At 74.8% G+C, this 17,585-nt stretch carries 13 protein-coding genes and 1 pseudogene; 10 read left to right on the forward strand and 4 right to left on the reverse strand.

The window, feature by feature from the left end; genetic code table 11:
- Positions 1-92: 92 nt before the first annotated feature.
- Positions 93-1,226, forward strand: a complete 1,134-nt coding sequence (locus tag ACH4TL_RS33450) for an LLM class flavin-dependent oxidoreductase (protein ID WP_398324010.1) — start codon at positions 93-95, stop codon at positions 1,224-1,226.
- Between the two features lie 4 nt (positions 1,227-1,230).
- On the opposite strand, the gene ACH4TL_RS33455 is transcribed toward ACH4TL_RS33450, so the two are convergent.
- On the reverse strand, positions 1,231-3,192 hold the full coding sequence (locus ACH4TL_RS33455) for a putative bifunctional diguanylate cyclase/phosphodiesterase (protein ID WP_398324008.1): 1,962 nt from the start codon (positions 3,190-3,192) through the stop codon (positions 1,231-1,233).
- Positions 3,193-3,504: 312 nt separating this feature from the next.
- Here ACH4TL_RS33455 and ACH4TL_RS33460 point away from each other — a divergent pair, with 312 nt between their 5' ends.
- From ACH4TL_RS33460 to ACH4TL_RS33470, 3 genes are all read left to right on the forward strand, one after another.
- The gene (locus tag ACH4TL_RS33460) at positions 3,505-4,770 is read left to right on the forward strand and encodes a M6 family metalloprotease domain-containing protein (RefSeq protein WP_398324006.1); all 1,266 of its coding nucleotides are present in this window, start codon (positions 3,505-3,507) and stop codon (positions 4,768-4,770) included.
- Positions 4,771-4,913: 143 nt separating this feature from the next.
- Positions 4,914-6,584 (forward strand): AMP-binding protein, encoded by a 1,671-nt coding sequence (locus tag ACH4TL_RS33465; protein WP_398324004.1) that lies wholly within the window; start codon positions 4,914-4,916, stop codon positions 6,582-6,584.
- 108 nt (positions 6,585-6,692) lie between these two features.
- Positions 6,693-7,298 carry a DNA-binding response regulator gene (locus tag ACH4TL_RS33470; protein WP_398324002.1) on the forward strand — a complete coding sequence of 202 codons (606 nt, stop codon included), beginning with the start codon at positions 6,693-6,695 and terminating at the stop codon, positions 7,296-7,298.
- 54 nt (positions 7,299-7,352) lie between these two features.
- Here ACH4TL_RS33470 and ACH4TL_RS33475 read toward each other — a convergent pair whose 3' ends face one another.
- The 3 genes from ACH4TL_RS33475 to ACH4TL_RS33485 form a co-directional block, all read right to left on the reverse strand.
- Complete coding sequence (locus ACH4TL_RS33475) at positions 7,353-8,603, reverse strand: sensor histidine kinase (RefSeq protein ID WP_398324000.1); 1,251 nt, start codon at positions 8,601-8,603, stop codon at positions 7,353-7,355.
- Between the two features lie 150 nt (positions 8,604-8,753).
- Positions 8,754-11,162, reverse strand: coding sequence for a TOMM precursor leader peptide-binding protein (locus ACH4TL_RS33480; protein ID WP_398323998.1), 2,409 nt, complete (start codon positions 11,160-11,162; stop codon positions 8,754-8,756).
- 15 nt (positions 11,163-11,177) lie between these two features.
- Positions 11,178-11,363, reverse strand: coding sequence for a hypothetical protein (locus ACH4TL_RS33485; protein ID WP_398323996.1), 186 nt, complete (start codon positions 11,361-11,363; stop codon positions 11,178-11,180).
- Between the two features lie 176 nt (positions 11,364-11,539).
- Here ACH4TL_RS33485 and ACH4TL_RS33490 point away from each other — a divergent pair, with 176 nt between their 5' ends.
- The 6 genes and pseudogenes from ACH4TL_RS33490 (at position 11,540) to ACH4TL_RS33515 (ending at position 17,525) form a co-directional block, all read left to right on the forward strand.
- The gene (locus tag ACH4TL_RS33490; RefSeq protein WP_398323994.1) at positions 11,540-12,364 is read left to right on the forward strand and encodes a BTAD domain-containing putative transcriptional regulator; all 825 of its coding nucleotides are present in this window, start codon (positions 11,540-11,542) and stop codon (positions 12,362-12,364) included.
- 283 nt (positions 12,365-12,647) lie between these two features.
- A pseudogene (locus ACH4TL_RS33495) lies at positions 12,648-13,223 on the forward strand (cyclase family protein); the annotation flags it as partial.
- A gap of 8 nt (positions 13,224-13,231) precedes the next feature.
- A complete protein-coding gene (locus tag ACH4TL_RS33500; RefSeq protein WP_398323992.1) occupies positions 13,232-14,476 on the forward strand; it encodes an FAD-dependent monooxygenase in 1,245 nt (414 codons plus the stop codon).
- Positions 14,477-14,614: 138 nt separating this feature from the next.
- Positions 14,615-15,571 (forward strand): NAD-dependent epimerase/dehydratase family protein, encoded by a 957-nt coding sequence (locus ACH4TL_RS33505; protein ID WP_398323990.1) that lies wholly within the window; start codon positions 14,615-14,617, stop codon positions 15,569-15,571.
- Positions 15,568-16,242, forward strand: coding sequence for an SDR family NAD(P)-dependent oxidoreductase (locus ACH4TL_RS33510; RefSeq protein ID WP_398323988.1), 675 nt, complete (start codon positions 15,568-15,570; stop codon positions 16,240-16,242). The genes ACH4TL_RS33505 and ACH4TL_RS33510 overlap by 4 nt, the downstream gene beginning before the upstream one ends.
- A gap of 14 nt (positions 16,243-16,256) precedes the next feature.
- Entirely contained in the window at positions 16,257-17,525 is a 1,269-nt protein-coding gene (locus ACH4TL_RS33515) for a nucleotide disphospho-sugar-binding domain-containing protein (protein ID WP_398323986.1), read from the forward strand.
- The last annotated feature ends 60 nt before the right edge of the window (positions 17,526-17,585 follow it).

Raw genomic sequence — 17,585 nt, forward strand, 5'->3', positions numbered from 1 at the left:
GGAATAAAGCGGAGCCTTCATCCGGTTGACCGTGCGCGGTGCGCGCATGTGCATCGCGGTGCGATCAGTCGTGATCAGGAAGGCGGGCCACCGTGGCCGATGAGCGGGACCGGCGGGACGAAGAGCGAGACGCGGAGCGCGACACCATCCGGGCCAGGGCCCGGGGCAGTGCGCCCGTACCGCTGTCGGTGCTGGATCTGGCGACCGTCGGCAGCGGGCTGACCGCAGCCCAGGCGCTGCGCACCACCACCGCGCTGGCCGGGCTCGCCGAGCGCCGCGGCTTCCACCGCTTCTGGGTGGCCGAGCACCACTCCATGCCGGGCGTCGCCAGCTCCTCCCCGGCCGTGATCCTCGCCCATGTCGCCGCGCACACCGAGCGCATCCGGCTCGGCTCGGGCGGGGTGATGCTGCCCAACCACGCCCCGCTGGTCATCGCCGAGCAATTCGGCACGCTGGAGGCGCTCGCCCCCGGCCGCGTCGACCTCGGCCTCGGCCGCGCCCCCGGCACGGACGGGGCGACCGCGGCGGCGCTGCGCCGCACCGACCGGCTGCGCGAGGGCGCGGACGAGTTCCCGCAGCAGCTCGCCGAGCTGATCCGGTTCCTGGACGACGACTTCCCCGACGGCCACCGGTACGCCCGTATCCACGCGGTGCCCGGACCCGTCCAGGGGACCGTCCCCGGCGGGGTGCAGTCCGCCGACCGGCCGTCGGTGTGGCTGCTGGGGTCCAGCGGGTTCAGCGCCCGGCTCGCGGGGCAGCTGGGGCTGCCGTTCTCCTTCGCGCACCACTTCTCCGCGGCCCATACGATCCCGGCGCTCGATCTCTACCGCGAGTCGTTCCGCCCGTCCGCGGTGCTGGACCGGCCGTACGCGTCGATCGGCGTCTCGGCGTTCGCCGCCGAGGATGAGAACGAGGCCCATCGGCAGGTGCTCACCGGCGCCCTCTCCATGATCCGACTGCGCACCGGGCGCCCCGGCCTGGTGCCGTCGCCGGAGGAGGCCGAGGGCCACGCGTTCAGCGACATCGAGCGCGACTTCGTGGACAGCTGGCTGGCCAACGTGGTCTACGGGACACCGGACGAGGTGCGCGAGGGGCTGGACGACCTGGTCAAGCGCACCGGGACCGATGAACTCAAGATCACGACGACGGCGCACGGGCCGGAGGCCAAGCTCCGTTCGTACGGCCTGATCGCGGACGCGTACGGCCTCCCGGACGCGCCCGCGTAAGGGTCTACCGGCCGGGCTCCGGGCAGGCGGGGAGCATGGGAGGGATGCGGTCCGGCGGCACCGGGCGGGAGTAGAACCAGCCCTGGCCCGTGTCGCAGCCGATCCGTCCCAGCCGCTCCGCCTGCTCCGCGCTCTCCACGCACTCCGCGACCACTGTGAGCCCCAGCCGGTGCGCCAGCTCGACCAGCGCCCGGACGATCGTCTCGTCCGCCGGATTGGGGTGTTCCTCGGCCCGGAAGCCCTGGACGAAGGAGCCGTCCAGCTTGAGCGTGGAGACCGGCAGCCGGCTCAGATAGGCCAGGTTGGAGTAGCCGGTGCCGAAGTCGTCGATCGCGATGGCCACCCCCATGTCGCTCAGCTGCTGGAGCGCCTGGAGCGGACGGCCCGCCGAGCCCATGACCGCCGACTCGGTCAGCTCCAGCTGGAGCAGCCGCGGCGGCAGCCCCGTCTCGGCGAGGATCGTGCCCACGTCGGCGACCAGGTCGGAGTCCCACACCTGACGCACGGCCACATTGACGCTGACCACCAGCGGATGCCGGGGATGCGCCTGCTGCCAGGCGCGGGCCTGACGGCAGGCGGTCCGCAGCACCCAGCGCCCGAGCGGCACGATCGCGCCGTTCTCCTCGGCCAGCGAGACGAACCGGTTCGGCGAGAGCCGTCCGAACTGCGGATGGTCCCAGCGCACCAGCGCCTCCACGCCCCGTACGACCCCGTCGACCAGGCCGACCAGCGGCTGGTAGTCCAGCACGAACTCCTCCCGCTCGACCGCCGGTCGCAGCGTGCTGGACAGCGCCTGACGGGTCATGCGGTGGGCGTTGCGCTCGGGATCGAAGAGGGTCCAGCGCGCCTTGCCGTCCTCCTTGGCCCAGTAGAGCGTGGTGTCCGCGGCCTGCATCAGCCACGTGGTGTGGGTGCCCGCCGCCGGGCGCTCCACGACGCCGATGCTCGCCGACACCGACAGCCGCTGCCCGCCCACGTCGAACGGCCGCTGGAGCGCGGCCAGCACCGAGCGGGCCAGCTCGCACAACTGCTCCGTGCCGCTGGACTCCCGCACCAGCAGGGCGAACTCGTCACCGCCGAGCCGCGCCACCAGATGGTCCCCGGGCGCCGCGCACTCGGTCAGCCGCAGGGCGACGGCGCGCAGCAGCCGGTCGCCGACCCGGTGGCCGAGGGTGTCGTTGATCGCCTTGAAGCCGTCCAGATCGAGGTAGCACAGCCCGATCCGGCCGGTGCCCGCGCGGTCGTACGCCCCCGCCTCCAGCGCGGCGGCCAGCCGCTCGAAGAAGAGGTTCCGGTTGGGCAGCCGGGTCACCGGGTCGTGCATCTGGAGATGGCGCAGCCTCCCCTGGAGGTCCCGGCGGTCGCTGATGTCGGCCATCGAGAGCAGCAGACTGCAACTGTCAGGGGCCGGTTCGACGGTGATCTCGGCCCACAGGGCATGGCCGTCGGAATGATGCAGTCGACGGGTGCACGTCATCCGCTCGCGGCGGCCGAGCAGCACATCGCGGTAGTCGCTCCAGGTGCGCGCGTCCTCCCGCAGCTCCGCCAGCTCCGCGGCGCCGCGGGCCGCCAGCTGGGCGGGGTCGGCGCCCAGCAGGGTGCCGAGCGCGGGGTTGGCGTCGAGGACCTTGCCGTCGCGGTCGATGACCGCCATGGCGAGCCGCGCGGCGTTGAAGGCGGCGCGGTAGTCGCTGGGCGCGGCGCCCGGGGGAGCGCCCGGTGGTGCGGCCGGGTGTGCGCCGCATGGCGCGCTCGGGGGCGCACCCGCGGGGGCCGCCGGAGCGGGGGGTGCGCCGGCGCCCGCCTCGATGGGCGGAGCACTGGGGTGGGTATGACGCTCAGTGATCGTCGGCAGCGTCGCGCCGGGCGCGCGGCCCTGCCCGTCGGGGGTTCCGCTCACCGCTCGCTCCCGCGTGGCGTTGGTCGTGTCCAGGTATGTCATCTGTGTCGTACACGTCTCGTGCATCTCTCACACCGGGTGCCGGGCAGGGCATAAGAGCCCTCCTGAGTAGGGAATCCCCGCTGGAAATGTGCCGATCATAGAGGCTCGTACTCCGCGCGTTCCAACGACGCCATCGCGATCACCGCCGCCTTGACAAGGTGTTTGGTCGTAACTGTTCGACTCTGCGCGGGCGCACTGCCCGCTTGACCGGATGTGACCGTCTGTTACGTACCCGATTCCCGGCCGGTTCACTCGACCGGTTCAGTCGAACAGGGCGTACCGCGCGGATCCGGCTCAGGGTGGAGTGGGTGTTCCGCTCTACGCCCGGGAGGCGGCATGGCGCGTCCTCAAGCGTCCGAGGGGGCGTCCCGGCTGCCCAGACTGCGCCGGGCCCAGGCCGTCCTGACCTCGCTGAGCGCCGTGATCGCCACCACCATCGTGGCCGGACCCGCCGCGGCCGCGGGCGCGGGCGGGCCGTGCGCCCTGGAGCGCACCGAGGCCCACCACTCCGAAGGGCTGGACAGCTGGAACACCGACTACCCCCGCCCGGTGCGCTCGCTCCGCGCGGTCATGGTCTTCCTGTCCTTCCCGGACGCCGCCCCCCAGGTCACCCCCGCCCGGCTGGCCGCCGACCACAACCCCGGCACCGGCGACTTCTTCAAGCGCGCCTCCTACGGGCGCTTCTCGCTGGGCGTCCACCCGCTGCGGCGCTGGATCACCATGCCGAAGGCGTCCACCGCGTACGCCATACAGCGCGACTGGAACTCCGCGCGCCGCGCCGCGTATCTGCGCGACGCCATTCGCGCCGCCGATCCGCACGTGGACTTCGGCCGTTACGACATCGTCTATCTGGTCGCCGACCCCGACGCCCCGGGCGTCGACGCCGACGCGACCAAAGTGGTCAACTTCGAACGGCCGCTGCGCGCCGACGGTAAGGATCTGCGCCGCCTGGTGACCGTCTTCGAGCACCATCCGCCCGATCGCAATGTCCTCGCCCATGAGACCGGCCACGTCTTCGACCTGCCCGACCTCTACCACCGCCCCAGCACCGCCGACAACAGCGGCGACTGGGACACCTACGTCGGCGACTGGGACCTGATGGGCAGCCAGTTCGGGCTCTCTCCCGACCCCTTCGGCTGGCACAAGTGGAAACTCGGCTGGCTCACCGGCCGTCAGGTGGTCTGCTCCCGGGCCCTCGGCCCGAAGATGTACACCCTCCAGCCCCTCGGCGCCCCCATGGAAGGCGGCCCCCGCGCCGACACCCGCACCCGGCTGGTGGTGGTCCGCACCGGCCCCACCACCGCCCTGGCCATCGAGGCGCGCGGCGCGTACGGCAACGACGCGGGCACCTGCACCGAAGGCGTCCTGGTCTACCGGGTGCGCAACGACGCCGCCTCCGGCGAGGGCCCGATCCGGGTGCTCGACGGCCACCCCGCCACCTCCGCCTGCTGGGACGAGTCGGTCTACCCGGAGCTTGCCGATGCCCCTCTCGGCGTCGGCGACTCCCTCCTGGCCAGGGAGGAGGCGGTCCGGGTCACCGTCACCGGCCGTGGCGCAGGCGGCTCCTGGGCCGTCAAGGTCTCCCGCGGCGAGCGCTCGTAGACCCGGCGGCACCGGACTCGAGGCCGGAGGCCGACCGGGCAGCGTAGCGCGTCTCCCGGCATCCGAACGCTGATCAAGCAGCGTTCGAGGTCGCGCTCCGAGACTGTGGCCTCGCTTCGATCTCCGGCGCCCGGGAGCTGACCATGCCACGACACGAGAATCTGGCCGAGGCACTGAGAGAACGGGCCCGGGACGGCGGGACCGCCACCGTGGCGCTGGCGCACCCCGACGGCAGCGGCGGCGAGCGGCGGATCTCCTACGCCGAACTCGACGCCCGCGCCGGCGCCGTCGCCGCCTGGCTGCGCGGACGCGACGCCGCCGGGCGCCGGGTGCTCGTCGTCATGGACCCCGGCCCGCACATCGCCGCCGCCCTGCTCGGCTGCCTGTACGCGGGCGCCGTCGCCGTACCCGTCCCCGCGCCCACCGCCTCCCGCACCGTCGCCGAGCGCACCGCGGCGATCGCCCGGGACGCCGCGGTGGACCTCGTCCTCACCGAAACCGCGCACGCCACCGAGACCTCCCGCCGCCTCTCGCTCGTCGGCCGCGCCGATCTCACCTGCCTGCCCGTCGACCGGCTGCGGCCGGATCACCCCGCCGACCCCGCCGCCGATCACACAGCCACCCGGCCCGCCCCGCCCGCGCGCACCGGGCCCGACAGCCTCGCCCTGCTCGCGTACGACTCCGGGCCCGCCACTGCCCCGCGCGGCGCCCGGCTCACCCACGGCAACCTCCTCGCCGCCATGCACGCCCTGCGCGCCACCCTGGGCAGCGGCCCCCGCTCCCGGATCGGCGGCTGGCTGCCCCGCCGCCACACCCCCGGCCTGATCGGCCAGGTGCTGCACCCGCTGTGGCTGGGCGCCACCGCCGTCCCGCTGCCCGCGCGCCCGTTCCGTACCGACCCTGCCGCCTGGTTACGGGCCATCAGCCGCCACGGCATCACCGAAGCCGTCGCCCCCGACACCCACTACGCCCGCTGCGCCGCGCTGACCGCCGACGAACAGCCCGCCGGGCTCGACCTCTCCCGCTGGCGGACCGCGCTCAACGCCGGGGAGCCGGTCTCGCCCGCCACCATGGCCGCCTTCGTCCGCCGCTACGAAGCCGTAGGACTGCGCCCCGGAACCCTGCTCGCCGGATACGCCCCCGCCGAGGGCGCGCCCCTGCTGCTCGCCGAGGGCCGCGCCCCGGTGCCCGGCGCCGAGTTCGGCGTCGTCGACCCGCTCACCTGCCGTCGGCTGCCCGAGGGGGCGGCCGGGGAGATCTGGGCGCGCGGCGCAGCCGTCGCCACCGGCCACTGGGGGCGGCACCCGGACACCGCGCCGCTCTTCGCCGCCCGGGCCGCCGACGGGCCGGGCGGGTTCCTGCGCACCGGCGACCTCGGCCTCGCGGCGGACGGCGGCCTCCGCATGACCGGCCGGATCCATGACGGGCTGCTGGTGGACGGGGTCACCCTGCACCCCCAGGACGTCGAGCGCGAACTGCTCGGCTGCGGGCGGGCGCTGGGGTCGGCCCGGGTGTTCTGCGCGGGGCCCGGCGCCGGGCCGCTGGTCGTCGTGCAGGAGGTCCGTACGGTACGGGCCGCCCGGACCGGACTGCCCCGGCTCGCCGCGCGGATCCGGGACCGGGTGGCCGAGGAGTTCGGCGTGACCACCGGCGCGGTGCTGCTCGTACGCCCCGGCACGGTGCGCCGGGACGGGGCGGTGAAGGTGCGCCGAGCCGTGCTGCGCGACTGGTATCTGCGCGGCGAACTGCGCGCCCTGCACGCCGAATACACCCCGGGACTCAGCGAACCGTGCCGGGGTGGCGCGGCCTGCTGAGAACAATACGTCTGTTCGACAGGGGGATTCGGACGCAAAGAGCTGCGAGGCCCGCAAGCGTTTGGGAATAATCGTTATGCGGGGGCTGCTGGGGAAGGGCGGGGCGAAATGATCAGAGTGCTCATTGCCGAAGACATGCATATGCTGCGCAAGGCACTGGTCGCCCTGCTCGAATTCGAACCCGATATCGAAGTCGTGGCCGAATTCTCCAGCGGTGCCGATATTCTGCCGCGGGCCCGTCAGCTCCGCCCGGACGTCGCGATTCTCGATATCGATCTGCCCGGGGTGGACGGGCTGACCGCCGCCGCCGAGCTGCACACCGCCGTTCCCGAATGCCGGACCATGATGCTCACCAGCCTCGGCCGCCCCGGAAATCTGCGGCGCGCCCTCGCGGCCCATGTCGCCGGGTTTCTGCTGAAGGACAGCAGCCCGGCCACGCTGTGCGATGCCATTCGGGCGGTCGCCCGGGGCGAGCGGGTCATCGATCCCCAGCTCGCCCTGGCCGCCCTGGACGACGGCCCGCAGCCGCTCACCCCGCGCGAGCTGGAGGTGCTGCGGATGGCCTCCGAGGGCGAGGAGGCGACCCGTATCGCGGCCCGGCTCTTTCTGTCGGTGGGGACGGTGCGCAACTATCTGACCTCCGCCGTCACCAAGCTCGACGCGCGCAACCGGGTCGACGCCATCCGGATCGCCCGCGAGGCGGGCTGGCTGTAGCGGGTGCTTCCCTAGCGGGCGCCAGGGACGGCCGGACGTCGCGGCATCGCGCCGTTACGCCGTCACCGCCGGGCCGAACTCCTCCTCCGTACCGCGCCCGCGCCCGCCCCGCTGCGTCCCCGTGGTCACCTCCAGCTCGGCCCGCAGCTCGAACCAGCCCTCGGGCCGCAGATCCGCCGAGAGCCGCCCGCCGAGCCCCGACAGCCGCACCCGGAGGTTGCCGATCCCACTGCCGCCGTCGGTGCCCGCGGTCCCGGCGATGCTGTCGGCGCGCAGGATGGTGGACGGCTTGCCCACCCCGTCGTTCACCAGCGTCAGCCGCACCGTGGACCCCGCCCGCCGGGCCGTGATCGCGCAGTGGTCCGCCTTGCTGTGCCGCAGCACATTGGTCAGCCCCTCGCGCAGCACGCTCGCCAGCACCGTGTCCACCCGCTCGGGCAGTGGTCCGCAGTCGATGTCCGCGGTGGCCCGGATGCCCGCAGCGGCCAGCATGGACCGGGCCGTCTCCGCCTCCGCGGACAGCGACATCTTGCGGTAGCCGCTGGCCACCGCGCGTACGTCGGCGAGCGCCTGACGGGACGTACTGAGGATCTCGGCCAGCTCCTGCTGGGCCCGGTCGTTCTGCCGGGGCACCAGCCGGTGCACCAGCTCGCACTTGAGGGTGATGGTGGAGAGGCTGAGGCCGAGCAGGTCGTGCACGTCCCGGGAGAACCGCAGCCGCTCCTGCGCGACCGCCAGCCGGGCCAGCTCCGCGCGCGACCGGGAGACCTCGGCGACCAGCCCGGAGAGCCGGGAGAGGCCGAAGACCACCAGCCCGGTGATCGTGGTGGACACGGTCGTGTACGCGACCTTGTCCCAGCCGAATCCCACCTGGAACAGCAGCACATCGGTGATCACCAGGATCGCGGCGAACGTCGGCCAGGCCACCGCCGGGGCCAGCACCAGCAGCCCGGAGCCCGCCAGGAAGCCGGGCATGCCCAGCCACGCCTGCTCGAAGACGGCGAACGGCAGAAAGGTCAGCGTCGCCTGGAGCAGCAGCGTCCAGTGCCGGGCGGTGGCCAGCCGGGGCGCCAGGCCGGGGAAGGAGTGCAGCAGTTGGATGCCCAGCAGCACGGCCAGCACTGGCAGGATCTCCAGCATCCGCACCGCCGCGTCCATCGCGCTCCCCGGGGGGAGCCCTTCGACCACGTACGTCACGGCGACGGTGAAGTAACCCAGCAGCACCACCACCGTGATCACCACGGCCAGGCGCGGCGCCAGGTCGTCGTGGTCGCGCGGCGGCTTTTTCCCGGCAGCGTCGGGCAAGAGGCTCCTCTGCACTCGTCCTCCGGATCGTCGGGCCGGATTGGGCGGCTTGCCCGAGAGTATCCGATCTTTTGCGGGGGAGGAGGGGGTGCGGCGAAGACTCATGGTGTACACAGAGTTACGGGTTGTCACCGGGGATCACAGGAAGAATCACAGAAAGAGGGGAACGGGGTTCAGGTCGCGGTACGCGGTCGGCCGCCGCAGCCGCCCCAGCGCCACCGGGACGTCGTACAGCCGGCCCGGGGCGAACCGCGGCCGGTGCGGGCGCAGTCCGGGCACCAGCACCTTGGCCACCGGCAGCCCCACATCCGGCCGGGTCTGGTCCAGCACCAGCAGCTCCATCCCGCGCGCCCGGACCGCCTCCCGGACGGCGGCCAGGGCCTCGCCGCCCGGGGGAGCGGCCGTCCCGGGAAGCGGCACGGCCTCCGGATCGGGCGTCAGATAGGGCTGGTCGGCGACGGTCGCGGTGCGGAACCAGCGCAGCGCCTCCGGGTCGGCCGCGCCGTATCCGCCCCCGTCGGCGCGGGCCTCGACCACCGCGGGCAGCATCTGGTTCAGCTCCGCGAAGGCGTGGCACAGCGCGGTGTGCCGGTCGAAGTGGGCGCCGAATCCCAGCGTGATGTCCTCGGCGGGCTTGTCGGTCCGGCGGGAGAGCGCGGCGACCACCGGGATGCCGAGGTCGGTGGTGAGGTCCAGCGCCCACACCTCGCGCCGCAGCCGGGCGTGGGCGCGGCGCAGTTCGGCCAGCCACGGGTCGTCGAAGGCGTCCAGGGCGAGCGCGGGCTGACGGGTGCGGTTGTACCACCACAGGGCGACCGCGTCCCGCTCCACCAACTCCAGGAAGCCCCGTACGACGGCATCGGCGAGCGTGGACCCGGCGGCCGCGCCGTTGGAGTCGGCCCGGCAGCAGCGCCGCCCCGGGGGCTGCGGGGCGCCGTAGTACAGCAGCGCGGTGGGCAGCAGCCGGTGCCGCTCGGCGGTCAGCGACCACATGGGCGTCCAGTCGATTTCGGCGTCCTCGTCGAACGGATCGGGGAGCCGGTGGCGCGCGGACGCGGTCCGGTCCGGGAGCGTTCTTCCGAACTGCCGCGGGTCCACGAGCTGGACGGCGTCCGGATGCACCGCTTCCGCCGGATCGAGCGCGCGGTAGGCGGCGCGCTGGCACGGTTCGTCGCCCTGGAAGTGGCCGCTGTAGTGCTCGAGGGCCTCGCACAGGGCGCTGGCCCGGGCCTGCTCGGCGGTCCGCCCCTTGCCGTGGGCGGCGGCCCGCAGCCCGGCGCGCACCGCGTCCAGGCCGGTGGGGGAGGCGGCGTACGACGCGTACGAGGGGTGCCGGGCGTGGTAGCAGTTGAGGAAGGCCGGACCGCGCGGATCGCGGCGGATCTCGGTGACCAGGCCGGTGACGGGGTCGACCAGATGGCCGTAGCGCTCCATGACGCGGCGTGGTGAGGCGTCGTCGGCGGTGTTGCCGTCGTCGGGGTCGGTGTCGTCCGTGGGGGCTATGTGGCCGTCGTCGGGCTTACGCGGCGACGGCAGGGCCAGGGGCGCCCGTATCCGCTCCGCGACCAGCGCCGGATTCCCGCATCCCGCGCACTGCGGGCGGCGGGAGAGCGGATGGCGCTCCACGGTGGCGGTGAGGCTGTCCAGAGTGCACAGTGCCCGCTGGCCCGGATGCCGGTGCCCGGCCAGCCACTTGGCGGCCTCCAGGGCCGCCAGCTGGAGCGCGGCCGCACGGCTCGCGGGCAGTGAGGCGGGCGGCCGCGGCACCGGCCCCGGGCGGCCCAGCCTGCGCTGGAGGTACGCCTCGGCCTGCCGCCCCCGCCACAGCCGGTCGGCCAGACACGCCCAGCACGGGTCGTCGGGGGCGCCGAGGAACGGGCCGAGCCACGCCTGGGTGCCGACCGGTTTGACGGGCAGCCAGCGGCGGCCCGCGGCGCGATGGGCGGCGTCGACGGCGGCGAGCCGCGGATCGAGATAGTCGTCGCACACCACAAGGGTGAGTTCTGCGGCGCCATGTTGACGGGGGCCCACTTGACGTACGGCCCATCGGCACTCCCGGCCCTGCGTGGCCGCCCGGCCGCTTCCCGCCTCCTCCCCGTCCGCCGGGCCCGCCGCCCGCAGTCCCGCCGCCCGCAGCGCCCGGACGACTTCGGCGGGGTCGGCCGAACCGAGGATCACCGACGCCACGGAGGCCGCGCCCGGGCGTGCGGCCGGGCGTATGGAGCGACCGTCCCCGCCGCCCAGCCCGGCCAGCTCCCAGTACGCCTCCTCGGGGCCTGGAGCGTGGGTCGGCTCCCGCTCGGACACCAGCCCCGCCGCCCGCAGCCGCGCGATGACCCGCTCGGCCTGTCCGGCGGGCACCGCGCCCGGCGGGCCGGGCGCGCGGGCGGCCTCGGTGAGGATGTGCGCGAGGTCACGCGACCCGTCCAGCAGCGGCGCGAGCGCCGCGATGGCCTGCCCGTGCAGTGCGGTGACGCCGTGCTCGGAGACCAGGTAGACGGCCTCGCCCGGCACCGGTTCGACCCGCAGATGCGGGGTGAAGCCCAGTTCGCCTGCCATGCGCCCCCCGTCCTCTCATTCCCCGCTGAACGTGCAGATGCAGATGCGCGGTGCGACGGCGGACCAGGAGGCGCCGGTCAGATCCTCGATGACCAGGTCGTCCAGGCCGTCCAAGCCGGTGTCAGGTGCGGCTGCCGGGGCGCCGCCGTCGGCGTCGGACGGGGACCGCGTGGGTTGCGGAGGGATGGAGGCTTCCGTCATCACAGGCTCTCCCAGGGTGTGAATTTGTCATGGGTCGAACTCCCAGGACTCATACCGAGTTCGGTATTCCGGCACTGGTCGGATGCACCGCTCACCCGCGAGTCTTTTCTGTGCCTCGATGGCACGGCCGCGCGGCCAGGAGGCACCTGACGGACCGTTGACGGAGGTACAGGACCATGGACATCAAGGTGTTGGGGCCGCTGAGCGTCGAGGCGTGCGGTCAGTCGATCGTGCCCAGCGCGGGCAAGCCGCGGCAGATCCTTGCACTGCTTTCCGTCTACGCCAACCAGATGCTGCCGGTGCCCACTCTTATGGAGGAAATCTGGGGCACGCAGATGCCGCGCAGCGCGCCCACCACCTTGCAGACGTACATCCTCCAGCTCCGCCGCAGGCTGGCCGCCGCTTACGGCCCCCAGGCGCCGCAGGCGTCGAAGGATGTACTGGCCACCCGGTACGGCGGCTATGTCCTGGAGGCGCAGCCGGGCGCGGTCGACATCCATGAGTACGACCGGCTGGTGGCCGCGGGGCGCGACGCGCTCGACGCCGGGGACGATGTCGAGGCGTCCCTGCTGCTGCGCGAGGCGCTTGCGGTCTGGCGCGGTCCGGCGTTGGTCGACGTGAAGGTCGGTCCGGTCCTGGAGATCGAGCTGGCCCGGCTGGAAGAGAGCCGCCTCGGCGTTCTGGAGCGCCGCATCGAGGCCGATCTGCGGCTCGGGCGCCATGCCGAGCTGCTGACCGAGCTGACCGAGCTGACCGCCCGCCATCCGCTGCACGAGGGGCTGCACGCCCAGTGCATGGCCGCGCTGTACCGGGCGGGCCGCCCCTGGCAGGCGCTGGAGGTCTACCAGGGCCTGCGCGCCCGGCTCGTCGAGGACCTGGGGCTCGAACCGTCGCCCCGGCTCCAGAAGCTCCAGCAGGCGGTGCTCGCCTCTGACCCCGCGCTCGACCTCGACCTCGACGGGCAGTGGCGCCGCCCGGTGCTCGACCTGTTCGCCGCCTGACCCGGTCGGCCCGGCGCTCCAGGTCCTCCCGTCCGTCCGTACGGGGCCGTTCGCGCCCGCCGACTGGCCCGCATTCCCCCGAACGCCCGGCGCCGCCCTTCAGCCGGGTCTGCTACGGCTCCGCTGCCCGATCCCCCCGCGCGGGCAAGCGGAGCCGTAGCGCATTTCCCGCCGACGCCCGCCGACGCCCGCCGACTCCCGACGACTCCGCCGAATCCCGCCGACCGCCCGTCCGACATCCGACTCCAGCCGAGGGGGCGCCTTGCGCATCATCGACCTGTCCACACCGGTGGACGCCCCCGCGCCCTCCGGTGCCACCGGTGCGCACGGGACGCCGCGCGTCATCGACCGGATGCCGATGGAGTGGTTCCTGCGCCCGGCGCACGTCCTGGACATCACCTGCGCCGCCGACCCGGACACCCGCACCGCCGGGGTCGACGACATCGAGAAGGCGCTCGCCCGGACCGGCTGCCGCCCCCGCCCGCTGGATGTCGTCCTGCTGCACACCGGCGCCGCCTGCTGGGCCGGTACGCCCCGCTACTTCACCGACTTCACCGGCCTCGACGGCCCCGCCACCGACTACCTCCTCGACCTGGGGGTCCGGGTGATCGGCACCGATGCGTTCAGCCTCGACGCGCCCTTCCACGACATGATCCGCCGCTATCACGCCACCGGCGACCGGTCGGCGCTGTGGCCCGCGCACTTCGCGGGCCGCCGCCGGGAGTACTGCCACATCGAGCGGCTGGCGCGGCTGGACACCCTGCCGCCCACCGGCTTCCGGGTCGCCTGCTTCCCCGTGAAGACCGCGGGTGCGGGCGCGGGCTGGACCCGCGCGGTGGCCCTGCTCGACGAGGGGTGAGTCCGGTGGTGACGGCACGACAGGAGGTCGACACCGACGTCTGTGTGGTCGGCGGCGGCCCGGCCGGTCTCGTCCTGGCGCTGCTGATGCTGCGCTCAGGGGCGCGGGTGACGGTGCTGGAGCGCGCCCGCGCGCACGAGCGGGATGCCCGCGGCGAAATCCTCCAGCCCGGCGCGCTGGCGCTGCTGGACGAGCTGGGGGTGCTCGCCGGGGCGCGGGCGCGCGGCGCCCAGGAGCACGACCGGTTCCGGCTGTTCGAGGGCGACCGGATGCTGCTGGAGGCCGACTACCGGCTGCTGCCCGCCCCGTACGACCATCTGCTGTCCCTTCCCCGGACGCATCTGCTGGACGAACTCCTCGCCCACTGCCGCCGGTGGCCCGGCTTCCGCTATCTGCCCGGCCGGAGGGTCGGCGGTCTGGTGTGGCGGGACGGGCGGATCGCCGGGGTCACCGCCGACGGCCCGCCCGGGCGCTGCGCCGTGCGGGCCCGGGCCGTGATCGGCGCCGACGGCCGCTACTCCCGGGTCCGGCGGCTGGCCGGAATCGGCGCGGGCCGCACCGAGGCGCTGCACCAGGTGCTGCTGTCGTGCACCCTCAGGGCGGGCGGCCCGGACGCCCCGCCGCTCCGCGAGGTGCGGGTGTTCCGCACCGGGGACGGCCCGGTGGTGGTCTACGGCTCCTGGCCGGACCGCATACACCTCGGCTGGACGCTGCCGCAGCACGGCCACCGCGCCCTCACCGCGCTCGGCCCCGACCGGCTCAGGGAGCGGCTGGCGCGCGCCGTCCCGCCGTACGCCACGGCCATCCGCGAGCAGATCCGCACCCTGGGCGACCTCGGGCTGCTGGACGTCTTCTCGGCCCGCGCCCGGCGCTGGGTGGACGACGGGCTGGTGCTGATCGGCGACGCCGCCCACACCCATGGCCCGATCGCCGCCCAGGGCATCACCCTCGCCATCCAGGACGCGGTGGTGCTGCACCCGGTGCTCGTCGGCGCGCTGGCCGCGGGCGACCTCGGCGCGGATCGCCTCGCCGCCTTCGAGGGGCGCCGGGGGCCCGATGTCGCGGCCGTCATACGGATGCAGACCCGGCACAGCCGCGCCCTGCTCTCGGGCGGCGCGTTCGCCACTCATGTGCGCCCCTATCTCGCCCGGGCGCTGCGTCACACCCCACTGCACCGCACGATGCTCCAACGCATCGCGTACAGCGGCCCGTCGATCCGCGTCATGGATGCCCGGGTGTGCGGGCGTCCATGACGGCCGACGCGTGTCGGCCCCGGCGCGGGTCGAGGCGGGCTCGAGTCACGGCGGCGACCATGGCGTTCTCACGAGCATGGCGTTCTCACGAGAGCGCTGCCGGGAACGACCGCGAGGAGGGGGCCGATGGTGCCGAGGATGACAGACGCGGCAGGGCTGTCCGTCGTGGTGCTGGGCGGCACCGGAGCCCTGGGCGGCGCGGTCCGGCGCGCGTTCGAGGCCGTGGGCGCCCGGGTGCTGGTGGTCTCCCGCCGGGAGCCGGAGCCAGGTGAGGCCGTGGCCTGGGCCGGTCTCGACCTGACCCGCGCCCCGGCCGCACAGCTTTCCGCCGTGCTCGCCGAGGCCGGAGCCGATGTCGTGGTGAACGCGGCGGGGCTCACCGGCGGCGGCACCGAGGAGCAGTTGGCCGCGGCCAACGCGGAGCCGGTGCGCACCCTGGTGGAGGCCGCCGCGGCGCTGCCGCACCGGCCCCGGCTGGTGCAGCTGGGCACCGTCCACGAGTACGGCCCGGTGTGCCGGGGCGTCGGCATCACCGAGGATCTGCCGCCCCTGCCGGTCAGCGCGTACGGCCGCACCAAGCTGCTCGGCGCGCAGACCCTGCTGCGCGCCACCCGGGCCGGTGCGGTGGACGGCACGGTGCTGCGGATCGCCCATCCCGTCGGCCCCGGCGCGCCCCGCACCGACGTCCTGGGCACCGCCGCCCGGCATCTGGCGGCACACTGCCCCGGTCCGCTGCGGCTGGAACCGCTGGAGGGCCACTGGGACTTCGTGGACGTCCGGGATGTCGCCGCCGCGGCCCTCGCCGCGGCGACCGCGCCCCGGGCGAGCGGACAGGTCGTCAACATCGGCTGCGGGCAGGCGCTGAGTGTGCGGCGGCTGGTGGAGCGGATGATCGTGCTCAGCGGGCTCGGCGTGCCGCTGCTGGAGGAGCCGGGCGCGGGCGGTCACCCCACGGGCCCCGGCTGGCAGCGGGTGGACATCTCCCGGGCCCGGCTGCTGCTGGGCTGGCGGCCGCGGTTCGGCACGGTCCGGTCGTTGCGCGACCAGCTGGCCGAGGCGGGGGCGCCGGACCGGGCGATGGTGGCGCGCCCATGATGGATCTCGGCCTGGACGGGCGCACGGTCCTGGTCACCGGCGCCACCGGCGTCGTCGGCCGGGCCGCCGCCCGTGCCTTCTCGGCGCAGGGCGCGCGGGTGGCGCTGGCCTTCCGTAACCGCCGGGAGACCGCCGAGGAGCTGGCCGCCGAGCTGGCGGGCCCGGACGGCGACCGGGCCTTCGCCGTGCCGTACGCACTGGAGGACACCGCGTCGCCGCGCTGGGTCGTGGCCGCCGTCGAGGAGCGCTGGGGCACCCTCGACGTCCTGGTGGCGAACGCATGGCGGCGGGGCGCGCGCTGCGATCCGCGCGCCCGTTTCGAGGACATCCCCGAGGGGGACTGGCTGCCGGTCGTCGCGGACAGCCTCGCGCCGGTGATCCGTACGGTGCAGTGCGCCGTCGTCGGGATGCGGGAGCGCGGCTGGGGCCGGATCGCGCTGGTGTCATCGCGCCGGGTGCCCGACGAGTTCCACGGCGCGGCCGAGGCCGGGCTGCACGGTCTGGCCCGCGGCCTCAGCGGGCAGGTGGCGGCGGACGGCGTGCTGGTCAACGCGGTGTGCCCGGAGGGCGCGCCCTCCGTGGCCGGGGCCGCCGCGCAGGCCCTGCTGTTCCTGTGCTCGGCGGCCAACACCCATCTCACCGGCCACACCCTCGCGCTCACCGGCGGCTGATCGGGGAGGGATCGTTGCGCGTCCTGTTCACGACCTGGGCCCCGGGCGGGCATCTGGTCGCGCTGGTGCCGCTCGCCCGGGCGTTCCTCGCGGCGGGCCACCAGGTGCGGGTCGCGGTCCCGGGCGGCTGCGCGGCGGCGGTCGCCCGGGCCGGGCTGATGCCGGTGCCCGCCGGGGTGCTGCCCCGCTCGCCCGGCCTGCCACCGGCCGTGGCGCGCCGCGCCCGCGGCATCTGGCCCGCGGACTGGCCGGTGCGGCCCGGGGTGCTCGGCCAGGAGCAGCACGGCGTGCTGCGCGCCCTCGGCGACCGGCGGGTGGCCGTCGCCGAGGCGATGGCGCAGGGGCTGGTGGCGTACGCCCGCTGCTGGCAGCCGGAGCTGGTGGTGCACGACGCGAGTACGTACGCGGGCACGGTGGCCGCGGCGGCGCTGGGCGTGCCCGCGGTCGGCCAGCTGTGGGGGAGCGCGGCGCTGCTGCGGCTGGACCGGCAGCGGCTCGACGGCCCGCCGTTGCCCGGCTACGCACGCCTGATGCGGCGTTACGGGGCCGATCCGGCGCGTGAACCGCAGGTGTGGCTCGATCCCTGCCCGCCGAGCCTGGCGCTGCCCTCGCCGGAGCGGCGGCTTCCGGTGCGGTTCGTTCCGTACGAGGCACCGCATGAGCGGCCGTACGAACCGCACTACGCGTCGCGCTACGAGGCGCCGTACGAAGCGTCGTACGGGGCGTACGAGGGGGCGCGCGACGCGGTGGGCGAGCCGTCGTACGACCCGAACCGCCCCGGGCCGGGCGCCGGGCCCACTCGGATCTGTGCCGTGTGGGAGGACCCCGCGGGCCCGCCCGAGGGCGTCCGGGCGGCGCTGCGGGCGGCCGAGGCGCGCGGGGTGGAGGTCGTCCGTCTCGGCACCGCGGCCGACGGGCCGCCGCCCGCCGTACCGCTGCACCGGGTGCTGCCGGGCTGTCGCGCGGTGCTCCACCAGGGCGGCGGGGCCGCCGTGCTGGCCGCCGCCGTGGCCGGGGTGCCGCAGCTGATCGTCGCGCCCCGGCCCGAGCAGCAGCTCAACGGCGTGCGGGTGGCTCTCGCGGGCGCCGGCGCGCATACCCCCGCCGGCCTCCTCGGCGGCTCGCCCCGCACCGCCCGGGCGGCCGGTGCCCAGCTGGCCAGGGACCTCTTCGCGCTGCTGGAGCAGCCGTCGTACGTGGTCGCGGCCCGCGCGCTGCGGGAGGAGGCCCGGTCGATGCCCGGCCCGGAAGCGGCGGTGGCCCGCCTGACGGCCCGCGCCTAGAAGGAAACCCTGGAATATACGAAAGGCCCCTCACGTGTGGTGAGGGGCCTTTCGTATGTC

The organism is Streptomyces sp. NPDC021115 (genome assembly GCF_044333065.1).
Lineage (GTDB): Bacteria > Actinomycetota > Actinomycetes > Streptomycetales > Streptomycetaceae > Streptomyces.